The sequence below is a fragment of the Mammaliicoccus lentus genome (assembly GCF_947036595.1).
Classification (GTDB): Bacteria; Bacillota; Bacilli; order Staphylococcales; family Staphylococcaceae; genus Mammaliicoccus; species Mammaliicoccus lentus.
Genome location: NZ_OX344834.1, coordinates 1,523,250 through 1,539,884 on the forward strand (window position 1 = coordinate 1,523,250; position 16,635 = coordinate 1,539,884).

Annotated in this window: 17 protein-coding genes; 2 read left to right on the top strand and 15 right to left on the bottom strand. The window is 31.4% G+C overall.

Annotated features, from left to right (window positions below; translation table 11 throughout):
• Positions 1-32: 32 nt before the first annotated feature.
• From ACNMOQ_RS07555 to ACNMOQ_RS07600, 10 genes are all read right to left on the bottom strand, one after another.
• Positions 33-1,286, bottom strand: coding sequence for an aminoacyltransferase (locus tag ACNMOQ_RS07555; RefSeq protein ID WP_416349641.1), 1,254 nt, complete (start codon positions 1,284-1,286; stop codon positions 33-35).
• Between the two features lie 258 nt (positions 1,287-1,544).
• On the bottom strand, positions 1,545-2,204 hold the full coding sequence (locus ACNMOQ_RS07560; protein WP_064205250.1) for a type 1 glutamine amidotransferase domain-containing protein: 660 nt from the start codon (positions 2,202-2,204) through the stop codon (positions 1,545-1,547).
• A gap of 80 nt (positions 2,205-2,284) precedes the next feature.
• Positions 2,285-3,016, bottom strand: a complete 732-nt coding sequence (trpA, locus tag ACNMOQ_RS07565; protein WP_416349642.1) for a tryptophan synthase subunit alpha — start codon at positions 3,014-3,016, stop codon at positions 2,285-2,287.
• Positions 3,009-4,229 (bottom strand): tryptophan synthase subunit beta, encoded by a 1,221-nt coding sequence (trpB, locus tag ACNMOQ_RS07570; protein WP_416350398.1) that lies wholly within the window; start codon positions 4,227-4,229, stop codon positions 3,009-3,011. The genes trpA and trpB overlap by 8 nt, the downstream gene beginning before the upstream one ends.
• Positions 4,230-4,234: 5 nt before the next feature.
• A complete protein-coding gene (locus ACNMOQ_RS07575) occupies positions 4,235-4,852 on the bottom strand; it encodes a phosphoribosylanthranilate isomerase (RefSeq protein ID WP_416349643.1) in 618 nt (205 codons plus the stop codon).
• Positions 4,842-5,636 (bottom strand): indole-3-glycerol phosphate synthase TrpC, encoded by a 795-nt coding sequence (gene trpC, locus ACNMOQ_RS07580; RefSeq protein ID WP_016999554.1) that lies wholly within the window; start codon positions 5,634-5,636, stop codon positions 4,842-4,844. The genes ACNMOQ_RS07575 and trpC overlap by 11 nt, the downstream gene beginning before the upstream one ends.
• Positions 5,620-6,636 (bottom strand): anthranilate phosphoribosyltransferase, encoded by a 1,017-nt coding sequence (gene trpD / locus ACNMOQ_RS07585; RefSeq protein WP_064205254.1) that lies wholly within the window; start codon positions 6,634-6,636, stop codon positions 5,620-5,622. The genes trpC and trpD overlap by 17 nt, the downstream gene beginning before the upstream one ends.
• Positions 6,602-7,198 carry an anthranilate synthase component II gene (locus ACNMOQ_RS07590; RefSeq protein WP_214269870.1) on the bottom strand — a complete coding sequence of 199 codons (597 nt, stop codon included), beginning with the start codon at positions 7,196-7,198 and terminating at the stop codon, positions 6,602-6,604. The genes trpD and ACNMOQ_RS07590 overlap by 35 nt, the downstream gene beginning before the upstream one ends.
• Positions 7,195-8,598, bottom strand: a complete 1,404-nt coding sequence (locus ACNMOQ_RS07595) for an anthranilate synthase component I (protein WP_416349644.1) — start codon at positions 8,596-8,598, stop codon at positions 7,195-7,197. The genes ACNMOQ_RS07590 and ACNMOQ_RS07595 overlap by 4 nt, the downstream gene beginning before the upstream one ends.
• A 512-nt stretch (positions 8,599-9,110) precedes the next feature.
• Positions 9,111-10,157, bottom strand: coding sequence for a M42 family metallopeptidase (locus tag ACNMOQ_RS07600; RefSeq protein ID WP_103269484.1), 1,047 nt, complete (start codon positions 10,155-10,157; stop codon positions 9,111-9,113).
• Between the two features lie 121 nt (positions 10,158-10,278).
• Between ACNMOQ_RS07600 and ACNMOQ_RS07605 the strand changes: the two genes are divergently transcribed.
• Both ACNMOQ_RS07605 and ACNMOQ_RS07610 read left to right on the top strand, forming a co-directional pair.
• Positions 10,279-11,370 carry a prephenate dehydrogenase gene (locus ACNMOQ_RS07605; protein WP_016999549.1) on the top strand — a complete coding sequence of 364 codons (1,092 nt, stop codon included), beginning with the start codon at positions 10,279-10,281 and terminating at the stop codon, positions 11,368-11,370.
• 53 nt (positions 11,371-11,423) lie between these two features.
• The gene (locus ACNMOQ_RS07610; RefSeq protein ID WP_416349645.1) at positions 11,424-12,155 is read left to right on the top strand and encodes an MBL fold metallo-hydrolase; all 732 of its coding nucleotides are present in this window, start codon (positions 11,424-11,426) and stop codon (positions 12,153-12,155) included.
• Between the two features lie 366 nt (positions 12,156-12,521).
• On the opposite strand, the gene ACNMOQ_RS07615 is transcribed toward ACNMOQ_RS07610, so the two are convergent.
• The 5 genes from ACNMOQ_RS07615 to ACNMOQ_RS07635 all read right to left on the bottom strand — a co-directional run bounded on the left by ACNMOQ_RS07615 (position 12,522) and on the right by ACNMOQ_RS07635 (position 16,591).
• Positions 12,522-13,247, bottom strand: coding sequence for a DUF3169 family protein (locus ACNMOQ_RS07615; RefSeq protein WP_415362756.1), 726 nt, complete (start codon positions 13,245-13,247; stop codon positions 12,522-12,524).
• Entirely contained in the window at positions 13,244-13,447 is a 204-nt protein-coding gene (locus tag ACNMOQ_RS07620; RefSeq protein WP_016999561.1) for a helix-turn-helix transcriptional regulator, read from the bottom strand. Before ACNMOQ_RS07620 ends, ACNMOQ_RS07615 begins: the two co-directional genes overlap by 4 nt.
• A gap of 473 nt (positions 13,448-13,920) precedes the next feature.
• Entirely contained in the window at positions 13,921-14,799 is an 879-nt protein-coding gene (locus ACNMOQ_RS07625; RefSeq protein ID WP_082892532.1) for an IS3 family transposase, read from the bottom strand.
• A complete protein-coding gene (locus ACNMOQ_RS07630) occupies positions 14,796-15,311 on the bottom strand; it encodes a transposase (protein ID WP_416349646.1) in 516 nt (171 codons plus the stop codon). Before ACNMOQ_RS07630 ends, ACNMOQ_RS07625 begins: the two co-directional genes overlap by 4 nt.
• A 143-nt stretch (positions 15,312-15,454) precedes the next feature.
• Positions 15,455-16,591: a glycerate kinase family protein gene (locus ACNMOQ_RS07635; RefSeq protein ID WP_416349647.1), complete on the bottom strand. Its 1,137-nt coding sequence runs from the start codon at positions 16,589-16,591 to the stop codon at positions 15,455-15,457.
• Positions 16,592-16,635 lie beyond the last annotated feature (44 nt).

Here is a 16,635-nt window from a genome sequence, read left to right on the forward strand (position 1 = left end):
ATTATCTAAATTCCTCTCTTACTGAAAATCGTTTATTTTTTTAATACTTTTTTTAACACTTTATAAGCGGTATATGCTGGTTTATTAATTGGTTTCACAAAGTCACCAATGTATTCATAAACATCTGCATTATAACCCTTTTTAAATTTAATAACGCCAGCATCTGGTGCATCTTCAGAGAAATCTCCACTAATTCCATAGAAGTTGTAGCGATTAATATTGTGTTCTAATGCGTATTTAATCATTTCCCATTGTATTGCATAACTTCCTGCAAAATGACGATATTCATTTGATGAACCGCCTGCATAGTAAACAACTTCGAATGGATTAATGATGAAGAATCCTGCTGCGATTGGTAAAGTATCACCGTGCTCTGCCTGTAATTGTTTAGCTTCGTCTAATTTAGCTTCGTTAGCTTCTCTTTGCTGTTTCAAGTTATTAATTTTATTGATTGCTTTTTGGTTGTCTGGTTTCTTTTCTAATTCTTTTTCAGCTTTTTCAATTTCTTTATTATGTTCCTCAAAGTCTTTTTCTAATTGAGGTATATACGTTTCGAAATCTATATATGCTAACGGTATTTTAACATTATCAAAGTATTTTAATCTGTTGTAGTAGAAGTCGTCACCACGGTCGTCGAAATCTTTCTTCTCTGTTGTATCTTCCATAAACCTTCTAAATATAGGCATTTCATCTTTAGTTAAAAAGCGAACTTTAACACCATTTTTTTGAACTTTTTTAGTGTTACGTTTTCTCAAGTTATCCATGTTTTTAATTAATGACTTTTCGTCCATACCTTCTAAGTCCAGTACAGAATGCCATCTAATTTGATGTATTGGGTGGAAACCAGTTGTAAAACCTTGATGTTCATATCCTAAAGATTCAAATTGCTGAATTAAATTATCACGTTTAAAGCTCTTTAGAACGTTACCGTCATGATCTCTTAATTGATATGGTAAATAAGGATCAATTCTAAAGAATAATGCTTTGTTCTTTTTTAAATACGGTACGATTTTTTTAAAAAAGAAGTCAACAAGTTCTTTATTATCAAAGTCCATTACTGGCCCTCGATTCGAATAAAAATAATTAAACTTTTTCATTACTGGCACACTTGTAAGCAAACATGCAGCCAACACCTCATCTTGGTCATTCTTTACACCAACTAAATGTGTTGAAGTGCCCTCTGATGTCTTTAGTTCATAGTTACCCACTGTCTGAGTAAAATGAGCATATGGCATGTTATTAGTAAATGTTTCAAATTCACCAGTCGTTAAATTTGTAAATTTCATTTATACAATACTCCCAATCTAATATTTATGTATTTAATACAATTATACATTATTTTACCTTTATTCTAAAACAATACTCATTACTATACCATTATTTTACTTCACACTATAGAGTTTTATGACACAAATGTATAACTAATTGGTTATGAATAAAAAGGAATAGAACTTAACTTTATACATTTACACGTTAGAGATCTTCTAAAACAAACAGAGCTGAGACATTTATGTATGTCCCAGCCTGCTTTTTCCATCACTTTATTATTTTAAAACATTTACAATTTTTTCTGCTACTTCTTCACTTGAATTAGGATTTTGTCCGGTTACAAAATTACGATCTACTACTGTGTGTGAGTCGAAATCACTACCTTTAACGAATCTTGCACCTTGTTTTTCTAATTCAGTTTGTAACAAGAATGGAACGTCTTTTTCTAATCCCATTGATTGTTCTTCACTATCTGTGAACGATGTTAATTTAACGTCATTAACTAAATAATCGCCACTAGGTAGTTTGGCACCAATAAATGCGCTTGGTCCATGACAAACTGAACCAATCACCTTATTTTTCTCTTTATAATAAGCTAACATATTCTCTAAATCAGGATTGTTAGGGAAATCAAATACTGTCCCGTGACCACCTGGTAAGAATATGCCATCATAATTTTCAAATACGATATCTTTAATTCCGTAAGTTTGTTGAAGTTTTTCTAAAACATCATGATATTCTTTCGTTTCATCATTTTGTGTTGAATTTGGATCGATTGGCACACTACCACCACTAACTGATGCGATGTCCACTTCTATTCCATTTTTGATGAAAACTTTGTAAGGAATTGCTGCTTCTTCTAGCCATAATCCAGTTGGTTTACCATCTTTAAATTGAGATGTATTTGTTACAACCATAAGTAATTTTTTGCTCATTAGAAACACTCCTTTTCTTTTGTTACATCCGATTATACATGATGTTAACTTCTATTTCTTGTTTGAAGGGTTTGTAAACTTTATTTTTCGTCTAAAGCATTTCTAATAGACTTTATATATTCGATTGTATCCGTAGTTGGATCTTGTTCTAACCTTTTTACGATTTCACTACCTATAACAACCCCATCGCTAAACGATTTAATTTCTTTAACATGTTCCTCTGTTTTAATACCAAATCCACAAACAACAGGTACTTGAGAATGTTGTTGTATAAATTTTATTTTATCTTTAAGTGATTCATGGAATCCTCTACCATCACCTGTAGTTGCGTTCATCGTAACTGTGTAAATAAAACCTTCTGCATGTTCTGCAATTTGTTTAATTCGTTCATCACTTGATGTCATCGCAATTAAAGGTATTAATTTCACATTTGTTTTTGCTAATTTTTCTTTGAATCGTTGACCCAATTCAAATGGTAAATCTGGAATAATTAATCCATATACATTAGCTTCATCTATACGCTCGATGAAACGTTCTACACCATAAGCATCAATTAAATTATAATAAGTCATAAATAGATATGGTGTATGTATGTCGTTTTTATGTTCGGTTAATTCATCGATGATTTTATTTACATTCATACCTTGTTTAATTGCCTCTTGGCCAGCTTTCATAATTGTTGGTCCATCTGCTACAGGATCAGAAAATGGCAATCCTATTTCAATGTAGTTAGCTCCATACTTATCCATTAATTTCACATTTCCAATAAAATCTTTGTTAGCCATTATATATGGTATAAATAATTTACTCATTTTGTTCACCCTTTTGATTTTGCATATATTTTCTAATCGTTTCCATATCTTTATCACCACGTCCTGAAACTGTGACAACAATAATTTCATCTTTATCCATAGTTGGAGCTAGTTTTTCCACGTAACTTAATGCGTGAGCACTTTCGATCGCTGGAATAATGCCTTCAAGTTGAGTAAATTTAATCAATGAATCCATCGCTTCTTTATCACTTGCATTCGGATATTCTACTCGACCAATATTGTTATAATAACTATGCTCTGGTCCTACACCAGGGTAATCAAGCCCTGCTGAAATAGAGTGCGCTAATTCTATTTGTCCATTTTCATCTTGTACGAGATACATTCTTGAACCATGTAGTACACCAGGCTTACCTTTGTTGATTGCAAGTGCGTGTTTCTTAGTATCGACACCTTTACCTGCAGCTTCTACACCATACAATTTAACTTCTTCGTCATTAACGAACGGATAGAATGTTCCAATTGCATTTGAACCTCCCCCTATACAAGCTACAACTGCATCAGGTAAACGAGATTCTTTCTCTAAAATTTGCGTTTTAATCTCTTTACCAATAACGCTTTGTAAGTCTCTTACTATAGTAGGAAATGGATGTGGTCCTAATGCTGAGCCAAGTAAATAATGTGTATCTTCAACGTTTGAAACCCAATATTGTAAAGCTTTGTTAACAGCATCTGATAAAGTACCTTGACCATCAGTAACAGGTACAACTTTAGCACCTAGTAGTTCCATTCTAAATACGTTTAACGCTTGGCGTTCAATATCTTCTTCACCCATAAACACTATAAGTTCCATGTCAAACAAAGCAGCGATTGTGGCGCTTGCCACACCGTGTTGTCCTGCACCTGTTTCTGCAACTAATTTTCTTTTGCCCATTTTTTGAGCGATTAAAGCTTGTCCTAATGCGTTATTAATTTTATGAGCACCAGTATGGTTTAAATCTTCTCTTTTTAAATAAATTTTTCCGCCACCTAATGCTTCTGTATATCTTTTTGCATAAGTTAAAGGTGTTTCTCGACCTACATAATCTTTTAAATAAGCATTCAATGTTTTATGAAATTCTGGATCATTTTTTAATTTTTGATAAGTTTCATTTAATTCTTGAATTGCTGGCATTAGTGTTTCTGGTACATATTGCCCACCAAATTCACCAAAAAATCCTAAATCGTCAGCTTCTAATTGTATTTCATCAGCCATTTTTATCATCCCTTCAATTGTGTTAATAATGTTTTAATTTTTGAGTTGTCTTTTTTACCTTCTGTTTCAATGCCGCTAGATATGTCATACCCTATATTAGATAATTCACGTTTTTCAATTTGTTGTATCTTTTCTAAATCTAAACCACCAGCTATTAAATATGGCACATCTTCTATATGCTCCAATATAGACCAATCATAAGATTTTCCTGTTCCACCATAATCTTTCGAAGGTGTATCAATTAAAAATAAATCAACTTGTCCTTTAAATAATTGAATATTGTCTTCTAAAGAATCATTGGCTGGCAATGCTTTAAAAATTTTTATATTTGGATATTTTATTTTCACTTTTTCAATGAAATCAACTGTTTCATCACCATGAAATTGTATTGTGTTTATGGAAGTACTTTCTACTAATGCTTCTATATCTTTAATTGTTGGATTTACAACAATTGCGACTTTACCGACTTTATCATCGATATCTTTACTTAAAGTGCTAATTTCTTCCACCGTTACATAGCGTTTACTTTTAGGAAAAGTGATAAAACCTATTGCATCAGCTTGATATTTAACAGCTGTTTCGATGTCCGATTTCTCTTTAAAGCCACAACATTTAATGTACATCCTGTTCACCCCTTTTTAACACTCGAATACTTGGTAGAAATGTTTCTAAATCTGGATGTTTCATTAAAGTTTCGCCGATAAGTGCGCCGTCTACACCACTCTTTGTAATTTCTACTATATCTTCTTCAGTGCGTATACCACTTTCAGAGATATACGTTACACCTTGTTTCTTCGTAGTTAATATTTCATTTGTATGTTTAACATCCGTTACAAAACGTTTTAAATCTCTATTGTTCACACCGATTAACTCGGCATTTGTTTTATGAGCAATTGCTAATTCTTCTTTATCATGTACTTCTACTAATACTTCTAAACCTTTTTGTGTTGCATATTCATATAAATCTTTCAATTGTGTTTCTGTTAATATATTAACGATTAGTAAGATAATAGAAGCGCCTACTTGATGAGCTAAGTCTATTTGTCTTTTATCGATTATAAAATCTTTACACAATACTGGTAATGTTGTTTTAGTCGTTAAGCTTTGTAAACGTTCATAACTGCCATCAAAGTACTTTTCATCTGTCAAAATAGAAATTGCTGAAGCACCATATTGTTCATACAATTTAATTTGTGTAGCCATATCTCTTTTAGGTATGTCTGAAACTGTTGGACTTTTTGCTTTTAATTCTGCAATGATATTCAATCTATCGTCTGTTTTTACACGATTTAAAAATGTTGTTTTATGTTGTACGTCTACTTTTTCTAATTCTTCCATCTTTGTTTCATAATAATTTGTAGCTAGTAATGATTTTTTATATTCAACGATTTCATCCAATATTGTCATATACTTGTCCTCCTACTTGATCTAGTATAGCTAGCGCTTCTTTGTTATCGATAATACTTTGAGATTTTTCTATACCTTCTTCAATCGTTTCAACTACTCCACCAATATATAATGCAAGTGCAGCGTTTAATACGACTACATCTCTTTTAGGACCATTGTCTTGTCCTGATAAGATATTTAACGTGATATGCTTATTTTCTTCAGCTGTTCCACCTTTTAAAGAATCATTTGATGCAGCTTGTAAACCAAAGTCTTCTGCGTTTATCGTATAATTTTTGATGCCTTCTTCTTGTGAAATTTCATAAATAATATTATCTCCAGATAAAGTTGCTTCATCCATTCCACCAGCACCATGTAGTACAATTGCACGTTTGCGACCTAATTTATATAGTGCTTCTGCAATAGTAGATAATTTTGATTCATCATATACACCCATCACTTGATAATCTAATTTGTAAGGATGAATCATTGGACCAATTAAATTAAAAGTAGTTGGTGTTGTGATTGTTTTTCTTACTGGTTGCACAGTTTTCATAATCGGATATGTTTCAGTAGCACTTAAAAAAGCTAAGTTTGTATCATTAACTCTTTTAGTTGCTTCATTAATTGGTGTCGTTTGAATATTTAACGCAGATAATATATCAATGCTACCCGTTTTAGATGTGATACTTTTATTACCGTGTTTCAATACTTTCAATCCAGCTGCAGCTACAACAAATGAAGCGGTAGTCGATATATTGAAACTACCTGAATGATCACCACCTGTGCCACAAACACAAATACTATCTTCTATATATGGTCTATTTTTATAAGTTGTCGCTATAAGGTTTTCTGTTAAATAAGATAATTCATCAGATGTTTCTCCTTTCATGCTTAGCGCAACTAAGTGAGCAACTTTCAATGAAACATCTTCTGTTTCATTCATCATTAATTGCACAAATGATTTCATTTCTTGTTGATCTAAATTACGATATTGGATGAGTTGTTTTAATGTGTTCATTTTGTGCACCTTCCTTTGTTATATTTACAAATGTATTAATTATTTTATCTCCATTATCTGATGCAAATGATTCTGGATGATATTGTATTCCGAAATGCGGGTTAATTTGATGTTCAAACGACTGTATTGCATCGGGTGTTCTCCCTGTTATTTTTAAGCAATTAGGAAAAGATTTTTCATCACTTATGAGCGAATGATATCTCATAATATTAAAACCAGTTTCACATCCTTGATACAGTTTGGATGATTCTACAAAATCAATTTGGTCTACTTTGCCATGTTTTACTTTTTCTCCTACAATTACTTCCCCATCGTAGTAACAAGTTAATGCTTGTGCGCCTAAACAAATACCTAGTATTGGTACGTCATGATATGCTTTAATAATTTTATTTAAATGGTCTGTATCTAACGGATGACCAGGACCCGGTGATATTACTAAACCGTCTATTTCCAGATCTAATGGTGCTTCATCCGGATGATGAATGATAACTTCATCATATTGCTTTATTAAATTGACTAAGTTATAAGTAAATGAATCATAATTATCTATCACTAATATCATGGCGATACCTCCAATAAACTTTTAGCTTTTATCTTCGTTTCTTGTAATTCTTTTTGTGGTACAGAATCATAAACTACACCGCATCCTGCTTCTACATTGATATACTCTGAATCAACAACCATCGTTCGAATTGTTAAAGCAAAGTCTAAATCATGATTACAATTTATATAACCAACGCCACCAGCGTATATACCTCTTTTTTGTTTTCTCGTTTCGTATATACGCGTTATAGCTCGCGTCTTCGGTGCACCTGAAACTGTGCCAGCAGGCAGTAAAGCTGTAATCATTTGAAGCGGTGTTACTTCCGGTTTAATTTCTCCTTCAACTATTGTCACGATGTGCATGACATGCTCAAATTTTTCAACCGTCATAAGTTTCGGCATATGGACTGAACCAGTTTTTGCTATTATGTTTAAATCATTTCTACCTAAATCAACAAGCATACGGTGTTCTGATAATTCTTTTTCATCGTTGATTAAAGCTTGTTCATTTGCTAAATCTTCTTCTTCTGTCTTTCCTCTTTTGTTAGTGCCTGCAATAGGATTTGTTGTGATAATTTTGCCTTCTTTTTTTATGAAGCTTTCTGGTGAAGAACCTATAATCGTTCTTTCTTCATCATCGATGTAATACATATAAGGACTTGGATTTTGTCGTTTTAAATTTTTATACATCTGTAATTTCAAAGTGTCTTTATTTTCATTTTCAAAAAAGTGTTTATATTTATAGATACGAGAAGGAACAACTTGAAACATATCGCCTTTACTAATTAAATCTTTGTAATATGAAACTTCTTCCATAAAAGCTTCTTCAGAAATATTCGTTTCTAAATCACCTTTTTTATGATGATTAATTTTGTTTTCAAAAAGTTTAATATTTTGAAGCTCTTCTATCATGTTGTCTAATTCTTGATTCAATGCTTGTTCATCTCTATTACTGAAAAGATTACTCGTTATAACAAATAAATCTTCTTTAAAATGATCAAATACATATACTGATTCAACTAGGTTAAATGAAGCGTCTGGATATTCAGATGAAACTTCTATACTTTTTAAAATTTTATTTTGATATCTAATTAAGTCGAAGCTACAATAACCAATCATTCCTGAAACAAATGGTAAATGTTTAAGTGGTTCTGGAATATTATCTGCTTTCATTTCATTAATAAATTGTTCTAATGCTTCATAAGGTCCATCATGTGTAACCGATTCTTGTCCGTTTATATTTATTTGAAAATACTCATCAAAAAGGTTCACTTTACCGATTGCATCAAAAGCTACAATTGAAAATCTACCTTTCATTTGATTCGTACTTGCACTTTCTAATATCATTTTCTTCTTATCAATTTGTCCTAATGTTTCTGGTGTAACATCAGCATTTAATCTTTTATATTTTACGTTCATTCTCTTTACCTCCTAAATAAAAAAACCGCGCAACAACATCCTATACAACAGGACGCTTTTGCGCGGTACCACCTTCATTAATAAGTTAACACTTATTCACTCATTCTATATTTAGCTTTAACTACATGATCCCCAATTCTAAATTTAAGTGTGTTAGTTTCCATCAACCACTAACTTTCTTTAACTACATTCTTAAATTTATACTTATGACCACTGATATTTTTCTATACAAAAAAGACACCACAGTAACGCATTCTGTAAGGACGCGTTACCGTGGTGCCACCTTAGTTAACATTCATTATCATGTTCACTTTAAAAATCACATTAAATTTTATAATTTGAAAGCCCAATTCTCTCACTGTGTGCAGTGCTAATTTACATCAACCATTAGCTTTCTGATTGCTACTAACATCACGAGATACTTATCTTTCAAATTCCGACAATTGCTTATCGGATTAATTTAAATACACTATACGAGATAATTTTTTTAAAGTCAACCCTTAATATTTAAATTAACTGTTAATTTCGGATAAGCAATAAGCTCTTAATAACTTTTCACTTTCTAAAATTGAATCTTCGTGTGTACGTTCTAAAGCGTGAGAAGACTCTATTCCAGGGCCAAATAACCCGTGACGGATATCTGCTCCAGCACGTAAAGCTGCTGATGCATCTGATGCATAATATGGATAAATATCTAATTTATATTTAATATCATTTTCTTTGCATAAATCAACAAAATGATTTCTTAATCCAACATGATATGGCCCAGAACCATCTTTTACACAAATGGATACTGTATATTCATCTGAAGCTTGTCCATCTCCTAGAGCACCCATATCAAATGCTATTAATTCAACGACTTTATCAGAAATATTTGAGTTTGCACCATAACCTATTTCTTCGTTATTTGAAATATAAAATTGAGTCGTATGTGGTAATTCGACATTTTCTTCTTTCAAATATTTTAAAAATTGAATAATCATCGCGACGCTTGCTTTGTCATCAAGGTGTCTAGATTTAACAAATCCTGAAGCAGTATGTTCAAAGCGAGGTTCAAAGCTAACAGAATCACCAATCTCAATTCCTAAATTTCTAGTGTCATCTGCTGAAAATACTTTTTCATCTATTCGTACTTCCATATGTTCAGCATCTCGAGGGATTTCAGTATTATTTTTATAAACGTGAACGCTTGTTTCATGTAAACAGATTGTGCCTGATATTTCTAATCCACTTTGTGTCGTAATTGTACAATATTCCCCTTCGATAGCATTCCAACTAAATCCACCTATTAAATCTAATTTTAATCGGCCGTCTTCTTTTATATCTTTTACAATCGCACCGAGTGTATCAACATGTGCAGTAATAACACGTTGTTTATCATCATTTTTACCAGGTACATTAATTAATAATCCACCTTTATGTGTTAAACTTGTTTCATAATTAAGTGCTTCAGCGAATTTTTGGCAATATTCAATTGCTGGATCTGCAAAACCTGATGGACTATTAATATTAACAAGTTCTTTAATTGTTACGATTGTATCATTTACATTGATTGTCATTTTCTCCACTCCCTACTTATTTCATATTAATTAATATTTTAAACTTTTATAGAAATAAATCAATAACACTTGCTTTCATACACTAACTTGCTTTAAACTATTAAAGTATTGGAGGGATTTTATGCAACGTATATTTATAGTAGGACTAGGTTTAATTGGAGGAAGTTTAATACAAAATATTAAATTTCATCATCCACACATACATATAACAGGTTTTGACTGTTTTGATAAATTTTCAGAGATTGCCTACTCTATGGGCATCATTGACGAAGTTGCACATGATTTTGATTCAGCTGCAAGTGAAGCTGACTTAATTATTTTGGCAACACCCGTTCAACAATCAATAGAGTACAGTAAAAGATTATTAAACATTGATACGAAACCTGGCCTTATCGTCACAGATACAGGCAGTACAAAACTTGGTTTAAGTACACTTGAATCAAAATTATTAAATAAAGATGTTCATTTAATTGGCGGACACCCTATGGCAGGTAGTCATAAATCTGGTGTTGTAAATGCTAAGAAACACCTATTTGAAAATGCTTATTATGTCTTGATATATGACCAAGTTGAGAATGAAGCGGCTCATAGTGAAGTTAAACATTTATTAGAACCAACTAAAGCAAAATTTATTAAGATGTCTGCAAAAGAGCATGATTATGTTACCGGCGTAGTTAGTCATTTTCCTCATATTATCGCTTCTAGCCTTATTCATATGAATGAAGAAAATACACAAGTTTCAGAATATGTAAAAACGCTAGCTGCCGGAGGTTTTCGTGATATTACTCGCATAGCGAGTAGCAATGCGGATATGTGGAGAGATATTACTTTAGAAAATAAAGACCATCTTGTAACGTTAATGAATAATTGGATTGAACAAATGGAACAGACGAAAGAAGTTATCGAAGAAGGAAATCCAAGTTTAATTCGTGACTTTTTCCAATCTGCAAAAGAATATCGTGACAACTTGCCTGTTAAAGAACAAGGTGCCTTGACTTCTACTTTTGATTTATACGTAGATATCCCAGATAAACCAGGTATGATCAGTGAAGTTACGAGAATTTTAGGGCAACAACATATTTCTATTACAAACATTAGAATTTTAGAAATTAGAGAAGATATCATGGGTGCATTGCGACTTAGTTTTAAATCTAATAATGATCGTGATAGAGCTATAGAAGCATTGAATACTTTCGATACATATACTTTGTAATGTGCGATATTAAATTTTGATGATATAATATCACTATTGTATTGAAAAGGAAGATGACTGTGAAACTTAAACAAATCAGTAAGAATGTATATATATTACCTTTTGATAGTCATAGAGATAGACCTAATTTAGGATATATACATGGAGAAAAATATAGCATGTTAATAGATACAGGTAATTCGCCTGCACATTTAACAGAAATGCTAAATGAAATAGAAAAACTTAATTTACCTCAACCGAAAGTAGCGTTAATTACGCATTGGCATTGGGACCATACTTTTGCTATGCATGCATTTAATGGTATAACAATTGCAGAAAAAGAAACAGATTTAACATTAACTAAATTAAAACAATGGCCATGGACACCCGAAGCAATGGCAAAACGCTTAAACTCTGGTGAAGAATGTAAATTCTGTGATACACATATTAAAATCGAGTATGATGATATTTCAGAAATTAAAGTTGTCAATGCAGATATGACATTCGAAGATCATTGTTCATTTGATTTAGGTAATGTAACGCTAGAAGTACAACGCATTGTAAATCCCCATTCAGAAGACGGTGTAGTTGCTTATGTTCAAGAAGACAAAGTATTGTTCGCTGGAGATGCCGATACCGGTGATTTCTACTTATTAGACGGTGGATACGACAAAGAAAAATACTATCATTATATTAAAACAGTAGAACAATATGACTATCAAACATATATTCACGGTCACTTAGAACCACTTAGTAAAGAAGGTATTAAAGAAGAACGATTAAATATAGAAGAAGAGTACTTATGAATAAAAACACAAATCTTAACTCAAAATAAATAAGCATATCACTTAACTGATTATTTCAGTTTGAAATTTCTTGCACGTTAGCCGTTGATGTCGTATAAAATTTAATGCAAACTAATAAAAATCAAAGCTTTTAATAGTGCTAACGGGCTTGTTTATAATCACTTGCTCATTAGAAAATGTAACGAGCTTGTTTGAAATTTCTTGCACGTTAGCCGTTGATATCATATAAAATTTAAGGCAAATTAATAAAAATCAAAGCTTTTAATAGCGCTAACGTGCTTGTTTACTACCACTAGCTCGTTAGAAAATGTAACGAGCTTGTTTAAAATTTCTTGCACGTTAGAGTATCTGTCCTCTTCTTATTTACTACAAAGTTTGTGAAACTTGTTTAGTGTAATACATTGTATTAACAAGGTACAGCAGAATCATAAGTGTTACTGAGAAAAATTGATTATCATGTGAAGCCAATGAATATATAGATGCTAAAGCGATAATCGAAATGATGATTTGTTGATTCAGTGAATATGTTTTTTGTAATGCTAGCAATGTAATATACTGTTCACCACTATCCATCATATTTATAAGTTTTTCGTTTAACTTTTTATCGCCTGGCTTTGGATAATTACGTTCTGGATATAATTTTCTCATGGCAGACATGTGCATATATGTTAATGGTGCTGTTACAAATAGTGTTACTACTACCATTAACGTAGATAAAATACTTACTTCTTCTGCCATATTTATCGTTATATTTAAAATAGATAAAGCAATTGCAGTATTAATACCTAAAATGACTGGAGCTAAAATTAACGTTCGCTCAATCTGAATTTCTATTTCATCTTCATTATCAATATTTGTTTCTGTCTCTCTTAATCTTTGTGCTTTTTTATATACATTAAGTAGAGCGATTACTAGAATAATATATATAATAGCCAACACTACACTTGTTATATCTGTTTGCGTTTTTGATAATTTAAATTCAAATAGTTCATAATTATTGCTTAGTACAACCGATGTTAATCCACCTATAATACCGCCTATTATTAAATATAATAACAAGTTACCAAATAACATGATTTTACTCTTTTTCATAGTTCTTCCTCCTCGAATATGAAAACTTCTTCAACGTTTTCTTTTAGTATTCTAGCTATTCTCACAGCAGTCAGTATTGATGGCATAAAATTATTACGTTCTATTAATGAAACAGTTTGTCTAGAAATACCTGCTTTTTTAGCAAGCTCCGTCTGGTTATAACCCTCACGTGCTCTTAATTCTTTTACTCTATTCTTCATTAAACCACCTACCTACGACATCTAATATACATTATTATAGTCATTTTGACAAGTATATTAGTCAAAATGACCAATTTTATATACAAAAAGAGAGTGAGACATAAAGATGTCTCACCCTTTCACCTCTTATTGGATTTTCTATGACATTAATCCAACTAACCACACCTTTATTGGATTTTCTACTTCATTAATCCAACTAACCACACTCTTATTGGATTTTCTTACTCATTAATCCAACTACACAACTTCTTATTGGATTTTCTACTTCATTAATCCAACTAACCACACCTTTATTGGATTTTCTAACTCATTAATCCAACTACACACCTTCTTATTGGATTTTCTACTTCGTTAATCCAACTAACCACACTCTTATTGGATTTTCTACTTCATTAATCCAACTAACCACACTTTTATTGGATTTTCTTACTCATTAATCCAACTATGTAGTGAACCCTAAAAGTTGGACTTTTTTATAATATATTTACTTTGAAATTTTCCCTGTATTCTACAGGTGACATTCCATTTAATTTCGTCTTGATACGATCATGATTGTAATACTTAATATATTGAATTATATCTTTTTTTAAAACATCGTAACTATCATATTTCATACCGTAAAACATTTCTTGTTTGAGTAATCCAAAGAAATTTTCCATTGGCGCATTGTCTAAACAGTTTCCCTTACGGGACATACTTTGGAATATATTATTTTCCTTTAAAGTAGAAACCCAGGAATTATGTTGATAATGCCACCCTTGGTCTGTATGAATAGTAGTTCGATAGCTCAAATTTTTTAGTTTATCAATGCAAGTAATTAACGATTCCATGGCGAAAGACAATTGAGGCGATTTACTTATCGAAAATGAAATAACTTCACCAGAATATATATCAAGAATAGTTGAAAGATAGAGCTTTACATTTGAGCCTTTTATATTGAATTGTGTAACATCTGACACTAATTTTTGTAATGGGCGATCGGTTTTAAATCTACGATTTAACATATTCTTAGCTACTTTTCCAATTTGTCCTTTATATGTTTTTAAAGAGCGTGAGCGACGTGTAAATTTTGTACATAATAAATTATTCTCTCTCATAATTCTAAGTACTTTTTTATGATTAATAATGAAACCTAATTTTTTTAGTGTTAGCGTAACGCGTCTATATCCATATCTCATCTTATTATCATGTACAATTTTTTTAATTAAATTAACTAATTTATTATAAACACCATTTTTAGACTCTAACTTCTTTATCCAATAATGATAGACGCTACGGGCAATTTGAGCCACATCTAATATATCTTTCAGTTTATAATTTGTTTGTGACCTTAATTCATTAATAGCTATCACTTTTTGTTTTTTTGATCCTCTTGAATTAAGGTGTTTAACTTTTTTTCGTACGCCATAAGTATTTCGTATCGCTTATTTTGTTCACGTAAATATTCTAATTCGGCTCTCTCACTATCGTTGAGCTTCTTATTTTCATTTTTTCTAATCATTGGCAGTCTCTCACTTTCACGCATGTTATTTATGCCAAGAATACCACACTTATCAAATTTAGACTGCCACTGACTTATTAAATAATAATTAATTATTTTAAAATGAATCGCTGTTTCTCTATAAGATAATTGATATTTCTTTCTATATCGTAAGATATGAAGTTTTTCTTCGTCAGTATAATACCTAGAAATTTTATTAGGAGATAACCCTGCTTCTCCAAAATATTCAAATTGATAATTCCAGCAAAATAATAATGATCGCCCAATGCCAAATTCACGAGCTATACTAGTAGCACTATTAGTGCCTTCTCTATATCTTTTAACTAGTTTTAATTTAAATTTTAAGCTATATTTTTTATTCATAAAATGAACACCCCTAAAAGTTTATTTTTGGTTCAACTTTTAGGGTGCACTTCACTAACCACACTTTTATTGGATTTTCTTACTCATTAATCCAACTACAATAAAAAACTATTACTATCCTTATATCTAACATTTTCATTTTATTACTTGCGATAAATCAGTCGGAATATTTGTTCTGACTGTTGTTCTATTAAACTTTGTGCATTTTTAATAGCATATTCTAAACTAACTGGTTTTGTAGTAATACTGAATGCTACTGTTAAACCTTGATTATGTAATTCTGATAAATCACTTTCTACAGAACCTCCTATTGCAATAACTGGAATATTATAATCAGAGGCTACTTTACAAATTCCTGAAATAACTTTTCCTCCTGCTGTTTGACCGTCAATTTTTCCTTCTCCTGTAAATATATAGTCAAAGTTTTGCGTTCTTATAAGGTCGTGAAAATTCACAAAATCTATTACAAGTTCGATACCTCTTTCAATATTTGTATTCAAGAAAGCCATTAATCCACCAGCTGTTCCTCCAGCTGCACCAGCACCTTCTATTTCTTTAATAAAAATATTTTTATCTTTTTCAACGACATGAGCAAAATGATTCAAAGCATGATCTAATTCAATTACTTGTTCGTATGTAGCACCTTTTTGCGGTCCAAAAATATGGCTTGCACCTTGTTTGCCGACAAAAACATTCGTTACATCACAAGCAATATCAAAATGTGCATTTTTTAAATTTGTTAATACTTGAGACTCATCTATCGATTCAATATCTTTTAAATGTATGCCTCCAAATTTAATTTCTTGTTTGTTTTTATCTAAAAATCGATAACCTAATGCTTGTAATATCCCCACGCCTGCATCATTCGTAGCACTTCCACCTAAACATATGATAAAGTGCTTTATTCCTTTTTCAAGAGCATCTTTAATGAGTAATCCTGTACCGTAAGTCGTTGTCACATACGGATTTAATTCATCAGCCGAAAGCAAATCAATACCAGAACTTGTCGCTAATTCAATTATCGCCGTTTGCCCATCACCTGTAATACCATAATCAGCTTTCATTTCTCTATTCAAGGGATCTCTACTATTAATAGTCTTTATTGTGCCATTTGTTGCCTGTACAAGGTTTATCATAGTACCTTCTCCACCATCAGCCATAGGTAGTAATTCAGTTTCTACTGTAGAATCAACTTTATGAATACCCGACTCAATTGCTTTAGCAGCATTTAAAGCATCAATACTTCCTTTGAAAGAATCAGGTGAAATTAAAACTTTCATTTTCGCACCTCATTTATATTCACTTTATATCTTATGATACATAA

What these genes read in the sequence shown, in the direction of transcription:
- ACNMOQ_RS07630 (WP_416349646.1), bottom strand. Translation starts at nt 15,311, where the DNA reads ATGAATAAAAAATATAGCTTAAAATTTAAATTAAAACTAGTTAAAAGA.
- ACNMOQ_RS07575 (WP_416349643.1), bottom strand. Translation starts at nt 4,852, where the DNA reads ATGTACATTAAATGTTGTGGCTTTAAAGAGAAATCGGACATCGAAACA.
- ACNMOQ_RS07600 (WP_103269484.1), bottom strand. Translation starts at nt 10,157, where the DNA reads ATGACAATCAATGTAAATGATACAATCGTAACAATTAAAGAACTTGTT.
- trpB (WP_416350398.1), bottom strand. Translation starts at nt 4,229, where the DNA reads ATGGCTGATGAAATACAATTAGAAGCTGACGATTTAGGATTTTTTGGT.
- ACNMOQ_RS07610 (WP_416349645.1), top strand. Translation starts at nt 11,424, where the DNA reads ATGACTGTGAAACTTAAACAAATCAGTAAGAATGTATATATATTACCT.
- trpC (WP_016999554.1), bottom strand. Translation starts at nt 5,636, where the DNA reads ATGACAATATTGGATGAAATCGTTGAATATAAAAAATCATTACTAGCT.
- ACNMOQ_RS07615 (WP_415362756.1), bottom strand. Translation starts at nt 13,247, where the DNA reads ATGAAAAAGAGTAAAATCATGTTATTTGGTAACTTGTTATTATATTTA.
- ACNMOQ_RS07635 (WP_416349647.1), bottom strand. Translation starts at nt 16,591, where the DNA reads ATGAAAGTTTTAATTTCACCTGATTCTTTCAAAGGAAGTATTGATGCT.
- ACNMOQ_RS07560 (WP_064205250.1), bottom strand. Translation starts at nt 2,204, where the DNA reads ATGAGCAAAAAATTACTTATGGTTGTAACAAATACATCTCAATTTAAA.
- ACNMOQ_RS07595 (WP_416349644.1), bottom strand. Translation starts at nt 8,598, where the DNA reads ATGAACGTAAAATATAAAAGATTAAATGCTGATGTTACACCAGAAACA.
- trpD (WP_064205254.1), bottom strand. Translation starts at nt 6,636, where the DNA reads ATGAACACATTAAAACAACTCATCCAATATCGTAATTTAGATCAACAA.
- ACNMOQ_RS07555 (WP_416349641.1), bottom strand. Translation starts at nt 1,286, where the DNA reads ATGAAATTTACAAATTTAACGACTGGTGAATTTGAAACATTTACTAAT.
- ACNMOQ_RS07605 (WP_016999549.1), top strand. Translation starts at nt 10,279, where the DNA reads ATGCAACGTATATTTATAGTAGGACTAGGTTTAATTGGAGGAAGTTTA.
- ACNMOQ_RS07590 (WP_214269870.1), bottom strand. Translation starts at nt 7,198, where the DNA reads ATGATATTAGTGATAGATAATTATGATTCATTTACTTATAACTTAGTC.
- trpA (WP_416349642.1), bottom strand. Translation starts at nt 3,016, where the DNA reads ATGAGTAAATTATTTATACCATATATAATGGCTAACAAAGATTTTATT.
- ACNMOQ_RS07620 (WP_016999561.1), bottom strand. Translation starts at nt 13,447, where the DNA reads ATGAAGAATAGAGTAAAAGAATTAAGAGCACGTGAGGGTTATAACCAG.